The organism is Bacillus sp. JJ783, from assembly GCF_036963225.1.
Classification (GTDB): domain Bacteria; phylum Bacillota; class Bacilli; order Bacillales; family Bacillaceae_G; genus Bacillus_A; species Bacillus_A cereus_U.
Genome location: NZ_JBALMG010000022.1, coordinates 47463 through 64339, shown reverse-complemented (window position 1 = coordinate 64339; position 16877 = coordinate 47463). Strand labels below are relative to the sequence as shown.

Sequence of the window (16877 nt, the reverse complement as noted above, 5' to 3'; positions counted from 1 at the left end):
CGATTATATATATTTCTTTTTATTATGAAGAGAAAAGTAAAACAGAAAAAGTATTAGTGAGTTTGCCTATAACAAGAAAAGAGATAGTTATAGCTAAATATATTGCAACCACATTATTTATTATAGCCGGTCTGAGTACAACTTTTATAGTCGTAATATTAGGAAATATTTTATTGAACAGAGATATAGTTATTCCAGGATATGCAATATTTTCAGCAATAGTAGCAACCTTGATTTATTGTGTAGTAACGATACCTACTAATTACATTGGAGGATATAAAGCTACTACTGTCTTGAATGTGATTATGATTTTTCCTTTAATGGGTATGATTGGCCTTATGTGCAATGTTTTTGGTGATAAAACAATCATGCTAAAAGTACTTCACTCTGAAGATGCTATATTATCAATGAGTGTTTTTGGTATCGGATTGTTAGTAAGTATAGTCATATCCATGTTGCTCTCAATGAAAATGTTTCAGGAGACAGAGTTATAGAAGGGGCATTTTCATATTAGGAGGTGCAATAAATGATCAGGCAACTAGTCTTAAAAGATATGATGTTGCAAAGAAAGTTAGGGTTTGCTTATCTTATATGTTTGTTTTTCCTTGCTATTGTTGATTTTAGTAGTGATAGTTTTCTGACGACATTTAGCATGTTTATACCTGTTCTTGGAATGATGCTGTCAATGAGTTATGAGAATAAAAATAAAAGTGAAATGCTAGTAAATAGTCTTCCATTTCAACGAAAAGAAATTGTCATAGCAAAATACATATTTGTAAGCATTTTAGTTGTTTTAGGTGGGATTTTCTCACTTGTGGTTGGTTTAATTCAGTTACAAAATGAACATATAACTGGATTTATGCTGTGGGGAGCGATTCTTGGTGGAATAACAGGTGGTTTTGTTTATAGCATAATTGTACTTCCAATTGAATTTTCAGTAGGGTATAGCAGTGCAAAACAAATTGCTCCGTTTGCCGGACTTGCATTGGGGTATTTAAGTGGAGTGATTGTAAGTAACGTGTGGTTAGATGTAGAGAATGTTTGGAGCACAAGTCTAGTCGTAAATGTCTGTTTTATAGCTGGGCTGCTTCTTTTATATATCATGTCTATGTTATTCTCAATTAATTTGTATAGTGAGCGTGATTTGTAAGAGAGAGGAGAATAGTGTTGAAACAACTAATTTTAAAAGATTTCATCATTCAATGGAAATTTTTAATTTGGTACATATTGTATCCTGTTTTCTTTTATATGGCTTTAACAGATACGGAAAATCTGTTCATAATTATGTCAGTAATTATTACAATTGGGGCAACAGTAAAAACATTTGAAGCAGATAGTAAAAATGAGAGTGAAGTTATAGTAAATAGTTTACCAATATTGAGAAAACAAATTGTGTATGCGAAATATATAGTAGCAATTATTATTCTTTTTATAAGCGTAACGGTCGGTTGTTTCACGATGGGAATGAAGAATGGGGTTAACCTATTTGAATTTATTGAAACGACAATGGTTGCTAGTATTAGCTTTATTTTAGTGTATTTAAGCTTTGTTTTACCAATATCGTTTTGGTTAGCGTATAAAAAAACTATTTTTATTACGCTTTTCATACTAATAGCACCGATAGCAATTTGTTCTATGTTCTTTCAAATCAACCTAGAACAAATTCAACTATATAACAGCGTGTTATTCGTTAGTTCAATATGCATGTTCATAGTATCTATCTTCGTTTCAGTGAAATTGTATGAGAAGAGAGAATTTTAAAAGGTGCCTCATAAAAGGCACCTTCTTCAATAACGGCAATACGAGAGCAAAAGTTTATAAAAAGAAACGCTATTAGGCACATCTTTCGGAGTATGTAATATAAAGCTGAAAATGATAACGAGAATGAGAAAGAGGAAAAATAAAAATAGGATCTGCTTATGTATAGAATTTTGCATATTATTCACTCCTTTTTTAGGTAGTATGTCCAAAAGAAAGGAGGGTATGAAAAATTTTAGGAGGGAGAATGATGAACAAAAGAAAATGGTTATATAGAATAGGAGTACTTTTATTTTCAATAGGTCTCATATTAGCAAATTTTTATTCGGATATACCACCGCTATTTCCTATTTTGCATAAAGGGATTGGTATGAGTGTTGTCATAGTTGGTTTGCTTTGTCTTATCGCATCAAATTTCTATAGAAAATCTAAATAGACATAAAAAAGGACAGTTACTTCTTTTCAGAAGAACTGTCCTCTTTAAATAACTTGTTCCAAAGTTTGGCGATGCTCCATATAATCACGATAGTAATGGAGGCAATAATTGACCAAGCGATAGATGCAATTTCAAGTGCCATGTTGGGAAGGAATGTAAGAATGGATATTACTTTATGAAACAACCATTCTATTATATGAAAACTTATTTGTAATAGAATGACGATCCCGAGTGTAATCCATGCTAACATTTGTTTTCCTTTTTCTTTCCACATGACATTCACCTCACGTTAGCCTAATAATTTTAAGCCAACAGCGCCGCACAGAATGCAGCTTAAGAAGGCAAGGCGACGCCAATCCGCTGATTCACGGAAAATAAGAATACCGAGAAGTGCACTTCCGGCAGTTCCGATTCCAGTCCAAATTGCATAAGCAGTTCCCATCGGTAATGTATTCATTGCAAGGGATAAGAAGAAGAAGCTTACGCCGAAGTTAGCGATTAAAATAACTTTTGGTGCCCAGCCTTTCTTTTCAGTGGCTACTTTCATAAAGAGTACACCAATAATTTCACAAATACCAGCTAGAATTAAAAATACCCAAGCCATTTTATGCAGCCTCCTTCGATTCTTTTTCTTCTGTTACTCGTTTTAAACCAATTACGCCGAAGAAGATTAAACCGATTAATAATACTTTTACAATAGAGAAAGGTTCTCCGAAGATGAAAATCTCGGTAAGAACGATTCCACCAGCTCCAATTCCTGTAAAGACTGCATATACAGTACCGACAGGTAAATCTTTATAAGCTCTAAATAATAAGACGAAACTAATTGTAATTAATAGAGCAACACCAGCCCACTCAAGTGGTGCCTCCGCTTTTTTAAGTCCAATAACCCAAAAGATTTCAATAATACCAGCTATGATTACATAAATCCATGCCATATGTCATTTCTCCTTCCTACCAGTCGTTAGGTAAAGGGCTTAAAAACGACGCATTGCAAAGGAGCAATCCGTCAGTTTGAAAGTCCGCGCCAAAATACTTTCCAAGAAGCTTCTAAACGTGTCTCAAAACGATTTAAACCTGCGTATAGTAGTTCAACCATAAGGCCGTCAAGTAAGCATAAAAAAGCCTCCAAAGCGTCTTTTACTTCAATGTTATGCAGTTCATCTTGTTCGCTTGCTCTTTTAAACGCAGGGAATAAAAGTTTTCCGACATTTTCAATGTGTACATTCGCTTTATCAATAATTTGTTCGCGAAATGCATCCGGCGGAAAATAAGAAGTTCGTAACCAAAACATTGATTCTTCACTTTCACCAAATCGTTTTGCATAGCCTTTTAACAAATTTAAGAGCAATTCTTCAGTAGATGATTTGGAAAAATTTTCTATATCGTCTGTGAAGCTCTGCAAATCTTTTTGAAGAGCGGATTCTAAGCATGTAAAATATAGCTCTTCTTTTCCTTTAAAGTGTGCGTAAATCGATGGCTTTTTAATCCCAACTTCTTGAGCAATATTTGCTAATGAAGTTCCTTCGTAGCCGTAGCGCGCGAAATGAGAAAGTGCTACAGCTTTAATGCGGTTTGCTGTCATTTTCATCCCCTACCTACCGTTCGTTAGGTTAATTATATGAGATGAAAAATATAAAGTCAATAGGCGGAGAACTAAAAAAAGAGCGCTATAGTTAACGCTCCTTTTTTAGACTGTTTCTCGCTCAATTAAATGGAACGAAAGTTCTTCTGTGCTGCCGATAATTTGCTTGCTTTGAATTTGTTTATGGAATAAAGAAAAGGCATGTGATCCCATTGTGAGCCCGGGATGTTCAATAGTTGTAATTTCTAATGCTTTTGAAATTTCATGGTTATCAAATCCCAGGATAGCGAGGTCTTCAGGTATGCGAATGCCATGTTTTTTTGCCTCTGTTAATAAACCAGCAGCAACTTGATCGTTCGCTGTGAAAATAGCGGTTGGGCGATTTTTCATGTTTAAAATACGGTGAAGTATTTTTGCCCCGTCCTGCATCGTATAACATTGATGGAAAATCCAATCAGGGTGTACTGTTTTTCCTTCGTGACGAAGGGTATCGGCGAAAGCTTTTTCACGCTCGATTGAATTAACACTTGTTTTTCTTGCTAAACAAATGCCGATTTTTTCATGACCTTTACTGAGTAAATAGGAAGTACCGAGACGGAAGCCCTCATAATGATCTACATAGACAGATGAAATGAGAGGATGGTTCATTTTTTCACATGAAATAATAGGGGAAAATTTTGCAAACGGTTCAATTTGTTCCCATGAACTCGTGCGAGAGCAAATAATCATCCCATCAAATTGCTTCATTTTCATCATTTCAAGAACGCGAATTTCTTCAATACTATCGTAATTCGTTTGGCATAAATTAATATGATATCCAGCTGCTAACGCTTCGTTTCCGATTCCTTCAATGATCGTGCTAAAGTATGGAACATTAATGAAAGGTAGCATAACGCCAATCGTATATGTTTTACCTTTTATTAAATGGATAGCATTTATATTTTTTGCATAGTTCAATTCTTCAACTGCATCTAGAACACGCTTACGTTTTTCTTCTTTTACGTAAGGATGATTATTAAGGACACGGGAAACCGTTGATATGGATACACCAGCAGTTTTTGCAATTTGTTTTATATTGGCCATATGTATCACCTCTTTACTCAATTATAAGGGGAAAATAATAAGAATGAAAAAATCTTGACCTGAAAAGCTTTTCACAATCTATGTTATAAGCATGACTTCTGTTGCTCGCGTAACCTTTTTATTTGGGCGTAAGAGTAGCGGGGTCTTTTTTATGTCTGCAAAGAATTTTTGTCAAAATGTGTGAGAATAACGTGGAAAGTTTTCGGAGGAAGCGTTTGATAACGAAGCGAATAGAAGAGAGTATAAACGCTTCGCTCATTAAGAGGGCGGTATGAAAGGGCGGAAACAAATTGAAAAAAAGAATCATTTGTTTCGTGTTTTCTAGTGTAATACTTAGCTCATGTTCATTTCAACAAACGATACAAGAAGAAAAAACATTTGTAGGAACAACAGGAGGGGCTAAGGACCGTGTTACTGATCCGATTCCGCTAAAGGAAATTCCAAAATATTTTCCGGCGAAGTTTAAAGTTCCAACGTTTTTACCTTATGACATTACGAGTGATGTGAAGGGAGAGGTAAGAACGATGGGAAAGAAGAATGCTGTCTTAACGATTAAATATAAGCAACAAGAGAAAGGAAGGCACGATTATATAGAGTTAACAGTGGCCAACTTTTCTTACAGTTTTCCATACCTCGTAGAAGAGAATCGATTTCAAGAACAAATGAAATTGAATAATGGAGCACCTGCTTATTTTAAAAATAAGGATGATTACGAGCGAGGGGACGAATTTGCTACGCTTATATGGAAAGAGAAGGGGATTGAATACCAGCTATTATATCGTAATGTAGATGAGAAAGATGAAGATGTGATTAAACAAAATCTACTGTACATTGCGAACAATATGGAATAAAAAAACTAGCTGCACTGTGCAGCTAGTTTTTTGTATGTTATTTCTTTTTAATTTTGCCTGACCAAGATTTAAATCCACCTTTTAATTGGTAGAAATCTGTGTAGCCTTGTTTTTTTAAGTATTGAGCTGCACGACCTGTACGGAATCCGCTTTGGCAATATAAATAAACCGGTTGATCTTGGCGAAGTTCTTTGTGGCGAAGGCGAATTTGTGATAATGGAATGTTACGCGCACCTAAAATATGTCCCGCGTTAAATTCATCTGCTTCGCGAATATCGATAAGCTGTGCTTTACGGTAGCCAGCGCGAAATTCTTCTTCTGAAAGTGTTTTAATTAATTTTTTTTGATAGAAATACATCCATACAGTGTAGCCGATGAATGCTGCAATTGCCGCTAGTATAATAATCAAGTTTGTTGACACGATTCTATCGCTCCCTTTTTTCTTATCCTACTTTCAATATTATAATGCCCATATGTATTTATGCAACAGATTCATTTGTATATAAGAAGAAATTTCGTATTCTTTCACAAATTTTGTCGAATTTGGTAGACTAGAGAATGTGAAAAATAATTGGTTATATGAGGTGCAGGATGGGAAAAGAAAAATGGTGTTATATTAACTCTGGTCAATGTTCACCAGCATTTAATATGGCGTTAGATGAATGTTTATTAAATTGGCAAAGTGAAAAGAAAATGCCACCAACAATTCGTTTTTACGAATGGGAAGTACCAACATTAACAGTCGGGTATTTCCAGCGTGTTGAAAAAGATATAAATATGGATGTAGTTAACGAAAAGAAATATGGATTCGTTCGTCGTCAAACAGGCGGCAGGGGTGTACTACATGACAAAGAATTAACGTACAGTGTTATTGTGTCTGAAGATCATCCGGATATGCCAAAAACAGTTACAGAAGCATACCGCGTTATTTCGCAAGGCTTATTAGACGGTTTTAAGGCATTAGGATTAGAAGCGTATTATGCAGTTCCGAAAACAGAAGAGGATCGTGAGAATTTAAAAAATCCGCGTTCAGGAGTATGTTTTGATGCACCATCTTGGTATGAAATTGTAGTTGAAGGAAGAAAAATCGCAGGTAGTGCTCAAACACGTCAAAAAGGTGTTATCTTACAGCACGGTTCTATTCCGTTAGAAATAGATTTAGATGAGTTATACGATCTATTTTTATTCCCGAATGAACGTGTAAAAGAGCGTATGAAAAACATGTTTTCTTCTAAAGCGGTAGCGATTAATGAATTAACAGACCGTATATTTACGATTGAACAGTTAATTCAAGCGTTTGAAACTGGATTTGAAAAAGGTTTAGATATAGAGCTTGTGCCGTATGAACTAACAGAAGAACAGCTTCATGAAGTTCAAACATTAGCAAAAGAGAAGTATGAAAGTAATGAATGGAATTATAAAAAATAAGGAGATGGCGACCGCCATCTCCTTATTTTTATAGTAAATTAAGTACTTTTTCTACTTTGATTCCTTTATCTTGTAAAGAACGAAGGCGATTTACAACGTCCATAATTTCTTTGTCGAATGTAACGCTAATACCTTGGCTTTGTAGCTCTTTTTTTAATCCTTCAATAGAATCATCTATGTCGATGCCAAGCTCGTAATCTTGACAAACTTCAATTGTCTTTTTCACAAGTTTAACATAATTTTCTTGTAGTTTTGTATTTGTTTCAGTCAAAGCAGGTTGCTTCGGTTTTGCAGGAGTAACCGGTGCTGTCTCTTGCTTTGTAACTGGAGTAGGTACTGCTTTTTTCACAGGTGCTGGAGTAGATAGTTCTACAGCTGCTTCAACACTTACTGACTTCGGCGTTGGTACCGGAGTAGGCTTAGGTGTTATAGCGGGTGTTTCTACACGCATAACAGGTTTAGGAGCGGGTGTAACTGCTTTAGGAGCCTCTACAACTACTTCTTTGTTCGGAGTAGCTTCTACAACTGTTTCTTCTTGCTCAGCAGCTTCTTTATTTTCTTTGCTCCACATAACGCGTTCAATTTCTAGAGAAACATTGTTCTTATTCATCGCTGTTAATGTAACTTTACCAACTTCCGCGTTCCCAGTGAAATCAACAATTTTATAAATAACACTCTTGTTCCAATCCACGTTTCCGCTCAAAAATAATTCTTCGTTACATTTCGGCGTTAAGCCCTCGATTTTAATTTCTGCGTTTACACCGTTTTCACTGTATACCATAATTAGCGAAGCATTTACATCTTCGTCTGCTAACATTAGTTCACGTACCATTTTGCCGGTGCGTACTTGCGTTTTCTTCTTAACTGACATCTAATTTCTCCTCTCAAAAATTCAGTAATAATAAAAAAATCGTATAACGAAAAATAATTGCTCACGAAGATTTATGATACCGATAATAAAAGCATCACGTCAACAATTAACTTTAATTATTTTGCATTTTTCTTATTTTCTTTATGAAATTTTTCAATTTGTAAAATTAGACAGAAGAAAAACAGCCGTTTGAAAGGCTGTTAAAAATTTGATTTTTTGTATAGTAATTTATATAAAATAAAAAATAGGATAGCGATTAAGGCGTTTTGCCAAAAGGTTAGATGATAAATGAGATAAGGTTGTTTTTTAAAATAGATATTTAAAAATACAGCTGAACAAAATGGAGTAGCAAATGCGAATCCAAATAGAATCCTTCTTTTCCAATTCATCGTTTGATCAAAAGAGTAGCGTTTTAATAAATATAAGATGAAAAGTATACCTAGTACGATAAGTGAAATAGACAAAGTAGTCCCAGGAATACTAAAAGGTGGGCTTAATCTTTCTGTATTCTTTTCAAAAAGAAAAATGAAAAAAGAAGCAACGGTATCCATTCCAAACTGTATAGCAAGAAGTAAGCTAATAACAAAGCCGATTAAAGAAAATTTTTCTAACTTAGTTGGAGCTGGCAAAGCCGCTATAAGTTCATCGCAATAAGGTTGTAAGTCATCACCAAAGATATCATAAGCATTTTTATTTTCTGTTTGTGCTTCGATGAGATGATCTAATATTTCTAATAATAGTTCTTCTACTTGATGTTCGGGTACGTTAGATAACCGAAGATATACTAACATATCACCATAAGCAACTTCGTTTTCAGGTGTTAGAAGTTTGCGTTTTCTGTTGTTTAGTTCTATCATATCTTTCGCTTTCATCCCTATCACTCCCCTTGTAATAAGTTGTTTACCGTCGTTGAAACCATTCCCCAGCTTTGTTTAAATTCTTCAAGTTGTTCTAATCCTTTATCGGTCACGTGATAATATTTTCGCTTTGGACCGAGTGAGGAGGCTTTTAATGTTCCTTCAATCAATTTTTCTTTTTGCATGCGTAACAATAAAGGATAGATGCTTCCTTCACTTACGAATGTAAAGCCGTATTTATTTAATTTTGTACTTAGTTCATATCCGTACACTTCTTCTTGTGAAATGATATATAGAATGCAACCTTCTAGTACACCTTTTAACATTTGACTGTGCATGATTTCACCACCTTTTATCCAGGTAACTTGCCTTGCAAGGTAGCTGTTATCCAAATTATAACATCCAGTAACTTGCTTTACAAGTTACTGAAGTGGAAAACTTTAATGTGTGTTAATTTTTCTTTGTTTCTCATACTAACGAGAGGAGGGAAGCACATGAAACCATTTATACCAAAACTCGTTTACTTTGAACCGAGGGCACTCGAATATCCGCTTGGAAAAGAGCTTTATGAGAAGTTTACGAAGATGGGATTGGAAATTCGTGAAACGACATCACACAATCAAATTAGAAATTTGCCAGGCGAAAATGAATTGCAAAAATATCGTAATGCAAAGGCGACACTTGTCGTTGGGGTGAGGAAGACGCTAAAGTTTGATACGTCAAAACCGTCAGCTGAATATGCAATTCCGCTCGCAACAGGATGTATGGGGCATTGTCATTATTGTTATTTGCAAACGACACTTGGGAGTAAACCTTACGTTCGCGTGTATGTGAATCTAGATGAAATATTTGAGAAGGCAAAGCAATATATGGATGAAAGGGCCCCTGAAATAACAAGATTTGAAGCGGCGTGTACATCAGACATCGTTGGAATTGATCATTTAACACATGCATTAAAGCGGGCGATAGAGTTCATCGGAGAAAGTGAATATGGACGTTTACGTTTCGTTACGAAATATTCACACGTCGATCATTTATTAGATGCAAAGCATAATGGGAAAACGCGTTTTCGATTTAGTATTAATTCACGTTATGTGATTAAAAATTTTGAACCAGGGACATCGCCATTTGAAGAGCGAATTGAGGCTGCTCGTAAAGTAGCGGGGGCTGGTTATCCTCTTGGCTTTATTGTTGCGCCAATTTATATGCATGAAGGGTGGGAAGAAGGGTACCGTGAATTGTTTGAACGATTGTACAATGCGTTAAAAGATATGACGATACCAAATTTAACGTTCGAATTAATTCAACATCGTTTTACGAAACCAGCCAAAAAAGTCATTCAAGAACGTTATCCGAATACGAAACTTGAAATGGATGAAGAGAAGCGGAAATATAAATGGGGACGATACGGTATTGGGAAATATGTATATCAAAAGGATGATGCGGAAGTATTAGAAGAAACAATACGAGGTTATATATATGAGTATTTTCCCGATGCAGAAATTCAATATTTTACATAAGGGGAATCTGTATGCGAATATGGATTCTTTTTTTGTTTTATATATTTAGGCTCGTTTCCACCTTGTCACGTTATTCTTTCTGGTGTATCATTTTATTGATTGCTTCGTACGGAATAAGCAAAATGAAATTGGATGGAGGAAACCGATGCCGACCCCTAGTATGGAAGATTATATTGAACAAATTTATTTGTTGATTGATGAAAAGGGTTATGCCCGTGTATCTGATATTGCTGAAGCGCTTAGTGTACATCCATCCTCTGTAACAAAAATGGTGCAAAAATTAGACAAAGACGAATATCTAATTTATGAAAAATATAGAGGGCTTGTATTAACATCAAAAGGTAAAAAAATCGGAGAACGTCTCGTATATCGTCATGAATTGTTAGAACAGTTTATGCGCATTATCGGTGTGGATGAAAGCAAAATTTATAATGATGTAGAAGGAATTGAACATCATTTAAGTTGGGAATCAATTGACCGTATCGGTGATTTAGTACAATACTTTGAACAAGATGAAGTTCGAGTAGAAACACTTCGTGGTGTTCAAAAAGCAAATGAAGAGAAAAGTAATTAAGGGGAACGTGTGGCGTTTCCTTTTTTATTTCAATCGAAAAGGACGGGAGAATAATGAAAGCAATTATTTTTGATTTTGATGGATTAATTGTGGACACAGAAACAATATGGTTTCACTCTTTCAGAGATGCTGTTCGTGAATACGGCGGCGAGTTACCTTTAGAGGAATTTGCAAAATGTATTGGAACGACAGATGAAGTGCTTTATGCATATTTAAAAGAGCAATTAAAAGCAAAATTTAACGAGCATGCATTAAAGGGAAAAGTAACAACTTTACATAAAGAGAAAATGAAAATACCAAAAGCGCGTGACGGGGTAAAAGAATATTTAGAAGAAGCGAAAGAACTTGGATTGAAAATCGCATTAGCCTCTAGTTCATCTAGGGAGTGGGTCGTTCGTTTTTTAGAAGAGCTACAAATTAGAGATTATTTTGAAGTGATTAAAACGCGAGAAGATGTAGAGAAGGTAAAACCAGATCCAGCTCTTTATAAAGTTACGATAGAAGAATTAGGAATTGAACCATCAGAAGCTGTTGTATTTGAAGATTCATTAAATGGATTGAAAGCAGCAGTGGCAGCAGGATTAAAGTGTGTCGTCGTGCCTAATGATGTGACAAGAAATTTGCAATTTGAAAACCATCACCTTCGTATCGAAAGTATGAAAGAGAAAAGTTTGAAAGAAGTGCTTCAACATATAAAGTGAAACTTTAATCAGTAGGGTTTTTCGCATCTTCCACTGATTATTAGCCCCGCACCAACCGGGGTAAAAAAAGACCGTATTTCCTAAAAGGAAGCACGGTCTTTCTTTTTGTTTTTTTTACCTTCAATGACAGTTAAATGAGATTGTTTTCTTTTTCTTTTCAACGATGGAGAATTACCCTTTTTCCCCTTGTCATCAGAAGCATTTCGTTTCAAGAAAGAATTGCTTAGGGGTGCTACATTTTGTTTCCCGTGTTTGCGGTTCGATTGTTTCGCTGCACGCTTATATGAGCTTTGCGAATTTGCAGAACCACTAGAGTTTGTAAACATTTTGTAGAGTAAGTAAAAGATACCGACGACAGCCAACATGATACCAATGTTTTTCAATACTTCCATTGGATTTGTAATGACAGATGAAACAAGGCCGAATATTGCTAATCCGATAATAAGCACAAATATAGCGAATGTAAACGAACGACCGTTCATAAGGGACACCTCCTAAAAACATATATTAAAATTAGTATATTAACGATGAGGAAAGGAGTTGAACACCATTTTTAAATAATTATTGTTTGTTTTCTAAACGTAATAATTCTTCAAACGATGCGATTGCAACTTCCGCTTGATCATCTGTTGGTTCTTTCGTTGTTAATAGTTGCAGCCATAACCCTGGATATCCAAGTACTCGTAAAACAGGGACATCTCGTAATCGATTGGTAAATTGTAATACTTCAAAAGAAATACCGAGAACAACTGGAATTAATAAAATTCGGTTTACTACCCTTGCCCAAAGCGGATCTGTAGGGACGAGGAAATAGACAAACATTCCAATAATGACCGTAAATATAATAAAGCTACTGCCACAGCGATAATGGAGGCGAGTTTGCTTTTGAACATTTTCTACAGTCAGTGGAAGATTATTCTCGTAAGCATTGATTACTTTATGTTCCGCACCGTGGTACTGAAATACCCGCTTAATAAGTGGGGTTAAAGAAATGAAGTATATATAGCTCAATAATAGCATGAGCTTAATGACACTTTCGACAATGATTTGCCCTGTATGAGATGGGAAAATCGGTCTCGTTAATTCAGCTAAAAGTGCAGGAACTGCTGTGAAAATTACTTTACCGAATATGAACGATAAAACGCCAACTGCTGCAACTCCTAATACCATCGTTAATTTTGATTGTTCTTCTTTTTTATTTGCAAGTTGTTCATCTTCTTCTGGGTGGACATCAAATCGTTCTGAAGCAAAGTTTAAATGTTTCGCTCCATTCGCACTTGCATCCACAATAGCGGCAATACCTCGTAAAAATGGAATTTTTTTTAGTAGAGACAATGCTTTATTACGAACGCGTGGTAAACGATAAAATTCAATCGATTTATCTTTACGACGAACCGCTGTAACAGTATATTCTCTACCGCCAAACATAACTCCTTCTATGACTGCTTGCCCGCCATATATTTGTTTTGACTCTTCTGCCATGTTAACACCAACCTGTATTTGTTTCTCTCTTATGTAGAAAAAGAGGCAATTGTCATACTTGGTTTTATCATCTTGAAATAAGACAATCACCGAGTTTCCTTTATTTTATCGACAAATACAGGCAGATGACAAGGAAAAATGTTACGAGAGTCGGACATTTCTTATTCTTTTTATAGACAAATTTTGCAGGATTTAAACATGCTTCAAAATAGTTTCGGGCATACTATTGAGCGGAGGTGTCAATGTGAATCAAGAACAATCAACAATAAGAAACTTTGTACAAATTGGTTTATTTGGTGGCTTATTTTGGGGAGGTATATGGTATTTCCTTCATATATTCTCATTTACAGAAGCTGGCCCTAACTATTTACTTTTACCGTTTGCATTTGGAGATTGGAAAGAAGGGGTTTGGGGAAATGTACTAGGTATCGTTTGTATGGGACTTCTTTCAATTTTAGTGGCATTTCTCTATAAAGCTCTTTTTAAAAAGTTTGAAGGAGTATTACCTGGCGTACTATACGGTTTATTTTGGTGGGCATTATTATTTTTGGGGATGGGGCTAATGGCACCTGTTATTAAAAGTGCACTCCATTTACCGAAAGAAACAATTGTAACGACAGTATGTATCTTTATATTATATGGTGTTTTTATTTCGTATTCTGTAGCATTCGAATCGAATAATACAAATAGAGGAGAAGGGGTCGAGAAGACAAACTATTCAAATAAGTGATTCCTATGTTAAAATGTCGTATAGACATTCTTTAATATTAAGGGGTTTTAAGAAAATGAAAAAGTTACTCCTCGTAAACGGTCCGAACCTAAATCGCCTTGGCGTTAGGGAAGTAAATGTATACGGAAAAGGAACGTTAGCGACGCTTGAAACAGATATGAAACAAGAAGCAGAGAAAATGGGAGTGGAGTTAGAATGTTTTCAATCGAATCATGAAGGAGCTATTATTGATATTATTCATGAGGCTGATGACATATATGAAGGAATCATTCTAAATCCGGGTGCATTTACGCATTATAGCTACGCGATTCGGGATGCTATAGCAAGTGTTTCGATTCCAGTTATTGAAGTACATATTTCTAACATTCATCAGCGTGAGTCGTTTCGTCATGAATCTGTGACAGCGGCTGTTTGTGCGGGACAAATTGTTGGATTTGGTTTTTATGGTTATAAGCTAGCGTTATTTGCATTAATGGAGAAATTGAGGGAGGCATAAAGTAATGGAAAAGATCGAGAGATTAAGAAGTGCGTTTGATGAGGCTGGTATTGACGGTATCATATTAACGAATGAACATAGCCGTAGATATATGGCGAATTTCACAGGAACAGCTGGTGTTGTACTAATTTCAAAAGAGCGTGCTCTATTTATTACAGATTTCCGTTATGTAGAGCAAGCTAGTAAGCAAGCGGCTGGATACGAAATAGTGCAGCATGCAGGATTAATTCTTGATGAAGTTGCGAAACAAGTTAAAGAACTTGGAATTCAAAAGCTAGGATTTGAGCAAGATACTCTTACATATAGCTCTTACGTAACGCATAATGAAGCGATCGAAGCTGAATTCATCCCAACTTCTGGGCTTGTAGAAAAGTTACGCTTGATAAAGACTGATTCAGAGATTAAGATATTAAAGGAAGCTGCACAGATTGCAGATGCTGCCTTTGAGCATATTCTATCATTCATTCGCCCGGGAGTATCTGAAATTGAAGTGTCAAATGAACTTGAATTTTTCATGAGAAAACAAGGAGCAACATCTTCTTCGTTTGATATTATCGTTGCTTCAGGTCTTCGTTCGGCATTACCGCACGGCGTGGCATCTGAAAAAGTGATAGAAAAAGGAGATTTCGTAACATTAGACTTCGGCGCTTATTACAAAGGATATTGCTCTGATATTACTCGTACGATTGCAGTCGGTGAACCATCTGATAAATTAAAAGAAATTTATAATATCGTTTTAGAAGCACAACTACGTGGTGTGAACGGTATTAAAGCTGGTTTAACGGGTCGTGAGGCTGATGCATTAACGCGTGATTACATAACGGAAAAAGGATATGGTGAATACTTCGGACACTCTACTGGTCATGGAATCGGTCTTGAAATCCATGAAGCACCAGGTTTAGCGTTCCGTTCTGATACAGTACTTGAACCAGGTATGGCTGTAACAGTAGAACCAGGTATTTATATTCCAGGTGTTGGCGGGGTACGTATTGAAGATGATATTATTGTAACAAGTGAAGGTAATGAAGTAATAACGAAATCACCAAAAGAACTTATTATTTTGTAATACACAGGAGGATTTTTTTACATGATTTCAGTAAACGATTTTCGTACAGGTTTAACAATTTCAGTGGACAATGCCCTTTGGCAAGTAATGGATTTCCAACACGTAAAGCCAGGTAAAGGTGCTGCATTCGTTCGCTCTAAACTACGTAACCTTCGCACAGGATCTGTTCAAGAGAAAACATTCCGTGCAGGTGAAAAAGTAGAAAAAGCACACATCGAAAACCGTCGTATGCAATACTTATACGCGAGTGGTGAGTCTCACGTATTTATGGATAACGGAACTTATGAGCAAATCGAACTTGGCGAAAACCAAATCGAGCGCGAATTAAAATTCCTAAAAGAAAACATGGAAGTATCTATTATGACATACCAAGATGAAGTACTTGGTGTTGAACTTCCGAACACAGTTGAATTAAAAGTTGCAGAAACAGAGCCTGGTATTAAAGGTGACACAGCTTCTAACGTAACAAAACCAGCTAAATTAGAAACTGGTCTTGTTGTACAAGTACCAATCTTCATTAACGAAGGCGAAATGCTTATCATCAACACTGGTGAAGGTAAATACGTTTCTCGTGCATAGTAGAAAAGCACTCGTGATTATCACGAGTGCTTTTTTTTATAGGAAATAGGGAAGATAGTAAATTGCGGTTATAACAAAACTAACTGTGACGAGTGAAAGGGTACCCATAATATATGGAGTCAAAACAATTTGAAACGGGCGTATTTCACCAGTTTCAACACCGGTAAAAGTTTTATTCGTTACATGATCCATATTGTTATTTCTAAAGTTACTCATAATAATTAACCACGTAATTGCAAATATTGCTAGACTGCCAAGGAAAAAGCTCTCCATAAATGACCAGCCAACCATTTTTGAAAAAAGATAAATAATAGCTAATTCTACTACAATTGTTAAACTAATTTTCAATCCCTTCATATTTTCCCCCCTCATTTTGTACTTTCAACCAATTTGAAAATTTTTCGCATGATACAACATGCAGTACGCAAGGTGATTTTACTTCTTTCTCCAAAGCAGCATGTTCGTCTGGAAACTTGTTTTCCACATGTAATGAAATGTAAGGTAGTTTCTCTTGTGCTTTTAAAGAGCGAATGTTAGTCGTTTTAGCACCGGCAAATACGTATGTAAGTTGCAAGTCTAAAAAAGCGATTTTAAAGATCTCTTTTTTAGCAGCTTCGTTATAGCCTCTTCCCCAATATTGATAGCCGAGCCAACCTCCAATATGTGAGTGCTTTTGTTCGTAATTAATGTGTTTAAGTGTAGTGAGGCCAATTATTTCATTTTCTTCATTTACAATCACTCTTGATAAAGAGTGTTTTTTTCGTTCCTCTCCAATTGCAAAAAGAATGAATGCCTTTGTATCTTCCACTGAATCTACTTTTATCCCGCTATTTGCGGGTAGTAAGACTCCCACCTCAAAA

26 protein-coding genes are annotated in these 16877 nt (G+C 35.7%); 13 read left to right on the top strand and 13 right to left on the bottom strand.

What is annotated here, in order from left to right; translation table 11 throughout:
- Window positions 1-2 precede the first annotated feature (2 nt).
- From V7038_RS05490 to V7038_RS05475, 4 genes are all read left to right on the top strand, one after another.
- Window positions 3-494, top strand: coding sequence for an ABC-2 transporter permease (locus tag V7038_RS05490; RefSeq protein ID WP_335469406.1), 492 nt, complete (start codon window positions 3-5; stop codon window positions 492-494).
- A gap of 32 nt (window positions 495-526) precedes the next feature.
- Window positions 527-1150, top strand: a complete 624-nt coding sequence (locus V7038_RS05485; RefSeq protein WP_286097265.1) for an ABC-2 transporter permease — start codon at window positions 527-529, stop codon at window positions 1148-1150.
- 14 nt (window positions 1151-1164) lie between these two features.
- Entirely contained in the window at window positions 1165-1761 is a 597-nt protein-coding gene (locus V7038_RS05480) for an ABC-2 transporter permease (RefSeq protein WP_215596889.1), read from the top strand.
- Window positions 1762-2008: 247 nt separating this feature from the next.
- Entirely contained in the window at window positions 2009-2194 is a 186-nt protein-coding gene (locus V7038_RS05475; RefSeq protein ID WP_002111788.1) for a hypothetical protein, read from the top strand.
- A gap of 16 nt (window positions 2195-2210) precedes the next feature.
- On the opposite strand, the gene V7038_RS05470 is transcribed toward V7038_RS05475, so the two are convergent.
- The 5 genes from V7038_RS05470 to V7038_RS05450 all read right to left on the bottom strand — a co-directional run bounded on the left by V7038_RS05470 (window position 2211) and on the right by V7038_RS05450 (window position 4862).
- Complete coding sequence (locus tag V7038_RS05470) at window positions 2211-2468, bottom strand: DUF3975 family protein (protein ID WP_002111785.1); 258 nt, start codon at window positions 2466-2468, stop codon at window positions 2211-2213.
- Between the two features lie 15 nt (window positions 2469-2483).
- Window positions 2484-2798 carry a DMT family transporter gene (locus V7038_RS05465; RefSeq protein WP_002111784.1) on the bottom strand — a complete coding sequence of 105 codons (315 nt, stop codon included), beginning with the start codon at window positions 2796-2798 and terminating at the stop codon, window positions 2484-2486.
- 1 nt (window position 2799) lies between these two features.
- The gene (locus V7038_RS05460) at window positions 2800-3132 is read right to left on the bottom strand and encodes a DMT family transporter (protein WP_002111782.1); all 333 of its coding nucleotides are present in this window, start codon (window positions 3130-3132) and stop codon (window positions 2800-2802) included.
- A gap of 71 nt (window positions 3133-3203) precedes the next feature.
- Complete coding sequence (locus tag V7038_RS05455; RefSeq protein WP_002111781.1) at window positions 3204-3785, bottom strand: TetR/AcrR family transcriptional regulator; 582 nt, start codon at window positions 3783-3785, stop codon at window positions 3204-3206.
- A gap of 99 nt (window positions 3786-3884) precedes the next feature.
- Complete coding sequence (locus V7038_RS05450) at window positions 3885-4862, bottom strand: LacI family DNA-binding transcriptional regulator (RefSeq protein WP_335469402.1); 978 nt, start codon at window positions 4860-4862, stop codon at window positions 3885-3887.
- A gap of 314 nt (window positions 4863-5176) precedes the next feature.
- Between V7038_RS05450 and V7038_RS05445 the strand changes: the two genes are divergently transcribed.
- Window positions 5177-5713, top strand: a complete 537-nt coding sequence (locus V7038_RS05445) for a hypothetical protein (RefSeq protein ID WP_002160511.1) — start codon at window positions 5177-5179, stop codon at window positions 5711-5713.
- Between the two features lie 37 nt (window positions 5714-5750).
- On the opposite strand, the gene V7038_RS05440 is transcribed toward V7038_RS05445, so the two are convergent.
- Window positions 5751-6134: a rhodanese-like domain-containing protein gene (locus V7038_RS05440; protein ID WP_002034000.1), complete on the bottom strand. Its 384-nt coding sequence runs from the start codon at window positions 6132-6134 to the stop codon at window positions 5751-5753.
- A 170-nt stretch (window positions 6135-6304) separates the two neighbouring features.
- Between V7038_RS05440 and V7038_RS05435 the strand changes: the two genes are divergently transcribed.
- A complete protein-coding gene (locus tag V7038_RS05435; RefSeq protein WP_199692614.1) occupies window positions 6305-7141 on the top strand; it encodes a lipoyl protein ligase domain-containing protein in 837 nt (278 codons plus the stop codon).
- 28 nt (window positions 7142-7169) lie between these two features.
- On the opposite strand, the gene V7038_RS05430 is transcribed toward V7038_RS05435, so the two are convergent.
- The 3 genes from V7038_RS05430 to V7038_RS05420 all read right to left on the bottom strand — a co-directional run bounded on the left by V7038_RS05430 (window position 7170) and on the right by V7038_RS05420 (window position 9207).
- The gene (locus V7038_RS05430; RefSeq protein ID WP_002111777.1) at window positions 7170-8012 is read right to left on the bottom strand and encodes a hypothetical protein; all 843 of its coding nucleotides are present in this window, start codon (window positions 8010-8012) and stop codon (window positions 7170-7172) included.
- A 200-nt stretch (window positions 8013-8212) separates the two neighbouring features.
- On the bottom strand, window positions 8213-8884 hold the full coding sequence (locus V7038_RS05425) for a hypothetical protein (protein WP_199692613.1): 672 nt from the start codon (window positions 8882-8884) through the stop codon (window positions 8213-8215).
- Between the two features lie 5 nt (window positions 8885-8889).
- The gene (locus tag V7038_RS05420; RefSeq protein WP_002111775.1) at window positions 8890-9207 is read right to left on the bottom strand and encodes a PadR family transcriptional regulator; all 318 of its coding nucleotides are present in this window, start codon (window positions 9205-9207) and stop codon (window positions 8890-8892) included.
- 156 nt (window positions 9208-9363) lie between these two features.
- On the opposite strand from V7038_RS05420, the gene splB reads away from it, so the two are divergent.
- From splB to V7038_RS05405, 3 genes are all read left to right on the top strand, one after another.
- Window positions 9364-10389, top strand: a complete 1026-nt coding sequence (splB, locus tag V7038_RS05415) for a spore photoproduct lyase (RefSeq protein WP_199692612.1) — start codon at window positions 9364-9366, stop codon at window positions 10387-10389.
- Between the two features lie 145 nt (window positions 10390-10534).
- On the top strand, window positions 10535-10963 hold the full coding sequence (gene mntR, locus V7038_RS05410; RefSeq protein WP_001143080.1) for a transcriptional regulator MntR: 429 nt from the start codon (window positions 10535-10537) through the stop codon (window positions 10961-10963).
- Window positions 10964-11016: 53 nt separating this feature from the next.
- Complete coding sequence (locus V7038_RS05405; RefSeq protein WP_199692611.1) at window positions 11017-11664, top strand: HAD family hydrolase; 648 nt, start codon at window positions 11017-11019, stop codon at window positions 11662-11664.
- A gap of 80 nt (window positions 11665-11744) precedes the next feature.
- Here the strand turns inward: V7038_RS05405 and V7038_RS05400 are convergent, their stop codons facing one another.
- Both V7038_RS05400 and V7038_RS05395 read right to left on the bottom strand, forming a co-directional pair.
- Entirely contained in the window at window positions 11745-12146 is a 402-nt protein-coding gene (locus V7038_RS05400; protein WP_002015046.1) for an SA1362 family protein, read from the bottom strand.
- Between the two features lie 79 nt (window positions 12147-12225).
- Window positions 12226-13146, bottom strand: a complete 921-nt coding sequence (locus tag V7038_RS05395) for a DUF1385 domain-containing protein (RefSeq protein ID WP_002015047.1) — start codon at window positions 13144-13146, stop codon at window positions 12226-12228.
- A gap of 244 nt (window positions 13147-13390) precedes the next feature.
- Between V7038_RS05395 and V7038_RS05390 the strand changes: the two genes are divergently transcribed.
- The 4 genes from V7038_RS05390 to efp are packed head-to-tail and all read left to right on the top strand — an operon-like array spanning window position 13391 to window position 16017.
- A complete protein-coding gene (locus V7038_RS05390; RefSeq protein ID WP_002199381.1) occupies window positions 13391-13876 on the top strand; it encodes a YqhR family membrane protein in 486 nt (161 codons plus the stop codon).
- Window positions 13877-13931: 55 nt separating this feature from the next.
- On the top strand, window positions 13932-14372 hold the full coding sequence (gene aroQ, locus V7038_RS05385; protein WP_002111769.1) for a type II 3-dehydroquinate dehydratase: 441 nt from the start codon (window positions 13932-13934) through the stop codon (window positions 14370-14372).
- Window positions 14373-14376: 4 nt separating this feature from the next.
- The gene (gene pepQ / locus V7038_RS05380) at window positions 14377-15438 is read left to right on the top strand and encodes a Xaa-Pro dipeptidase (protein WP_002111768.1); all 1062 of its coding nucleotides are present in this window, start codon (window positions 14377-14379) and stop codon (window positions 15436-15438) included.
- A 21-nt stretch (window positions 15439-15459) separates the two neighbouring features.
- The gene (efp, locus tag V7038_RS05375) at window positions 15460-16017 is read left to right on the top strand and encodes an elongation factor P (protein ID WP_002111767.1); all 558 of its coding nucleotides are present in this window, start codon (window positions 15460-15462) and stop codon (window positions 16015-16017) included.
- 36 nt (window positions 16018-16053) lie between these two features.
- Here the strand turns inward: efp and V7038_RS05370 are convergent, their stop codons facing one another.
- Complete coding sequence (locus tag V7038_RS05370; RefSeq protein ID WP_002111766.1) at window positions 16054-16374, bottom strand: hypothetical protein; 321 nt, start codon at window positions 16372-16374, stop codon at window positions 16054-16056.
- Window positions 16355-16877 (bottom strand): GNAT family N-acetyltransferase (locus tag V7038_RS05365; protein WP_335469394.1); only part of this gene is annotated, 523 nt, incomplete at its 5' end. The genes V7038_RS05370 and V7038_RS05365, both read right to left, overlap by 20 nt.

Bases quoted from the DNA above. Each gene is read 5' to 3' on its own strand.
- V7038_RS05405 (WP_199692611.1), top strand. From the start codon at position 11,017: ATGAAAGCAATTATTTTTGATTTTGATGGATTAATTGTGGACACAGAA.
- V7038_RS05430 (WP_002111777.1), bottom strand. From the start codon at position 8,012: ATGTCAGTTAAGAAGAAAACGCAAGTACGCACCGGCAAAATGGTACGT.
- V7038_RS05460 (WP_002111782.1), bottom strand. From the start codon at position 3,132: ATGGCATGGATTTATGTAATCATAGCTGGTATTATTGAAATCTTTTGG.
- mntR (WP_001143080.1), top strand. From the start codon at position 10,535: ATGCCGACCCCTAGTATGGAAGATTATATTGAACAAATTTATTTGTTG.
- V7038_RS05435 (WP_199692614.1), top strand. From the start codon at position 6,305: ATGGGAAAAGAAAAATGGTGTTATATTAACTCTGGTCAATGTTCACCA.
- efp (WP_002111767.1), top strand. From the start codon at position 15,460: ATGATTTCAGTAAACGATTTTCGTACAGGTTTAACAATTTCAGTGGAC.
- V7038_RS05470 (WP_002111785.1), bottom strand. From the start codon at position 2,468: ATGTGGAAAGAAAAAGGAAAACAAATGTTAGCATGGATTACACTCGGG.
- V7038_RS05465 (WP_002111784.1), bottom strand. From the start codon at position 2,798: ATGGCTTGGGTATTTTTAATTCTAGCTGGTATTTGTGAAATTATTGGT.
- V7038_RS05475 (WP_002111788.1), top strand. From the start codon at position 2,009: ATGAACAAAAGAAAATGGTTATATAGAATAGGAGTACTTTTATTTTCA.
- V7038_RS05400 (WP_002015046.1), bottom strand. From the start codon at position 12,146: ATGAACGGTCGTTCGTTTACATTCGCTATATTTGTGCTTATTATCGGA.
- V7038_RS05450 (WP_335469402.1), bottom strand. From the start codon at position 4,862: ATGGCCAATATAAAACAAATTGCAAAAACTGCTGGTGTATCCATATCA.
- V7038_RS05370 (WP_002111766.1), bottom strand. From the start codon at position 16,374: ATGAAGGGATTGAAAATTAGTTTAACAATTGTAGTAGAATTAGCTATT.
- V7038_RS05455 (WP_002111781.1), bottom strand. From the start codon at position 3,785: ATGAAAATGACAGCAAACCGCATTAAAGCTGTAGCACTTTCTCATTTC.
- V7038_RS05395 (WP_002015047.1), bottom strand. From the start codon at position 13,146: ATGGCAGAAGAGTCAAAACAAATATATGGCGGGCAAGCAGTCATAGAA.
- splB (WP_199692612.1), top strand. From the start codon at position 9,364: ATGAAACCATTTATACCAAAACTCGTTTACTTTGAACCGAGGGCACTC.
- pepQ (WP_002111768.1), top strand. From the start codon at position 14,377: ATGGAAAAGATCGAGAGATTAAGAAGTGCGTTTGATGAGGCTGGTATT.
- V7038_RS05485 (WP_286097265.1), top strand. From the start codon at position 527: ATGATCAGGCAACTAGTCTTAAAAGATATGATGTTGCAAAGAAAGTTA.
- aroQ (WP_002111769.1), top strand. From the start codon at position 13,932: ATGAAAAAGTTACTCCTCGTAAACGGTCCGAACCTAAATCGCCTTGGC.
- V7038_RS05425 (WP_199692613.1), bottom strand. From the start codon at position 8,884: ATGAAAGCGAAAGATATGATAGAACTAAACAACAGAAAACGCAAACTT.
- V7038_RS05420 (WP_002111775.1), bottom strand. From the start codon at position 9,207: ATGCACAGTCAAATGTTAAAAGGTGTACTAGAAGGTTGCATTCTATAT.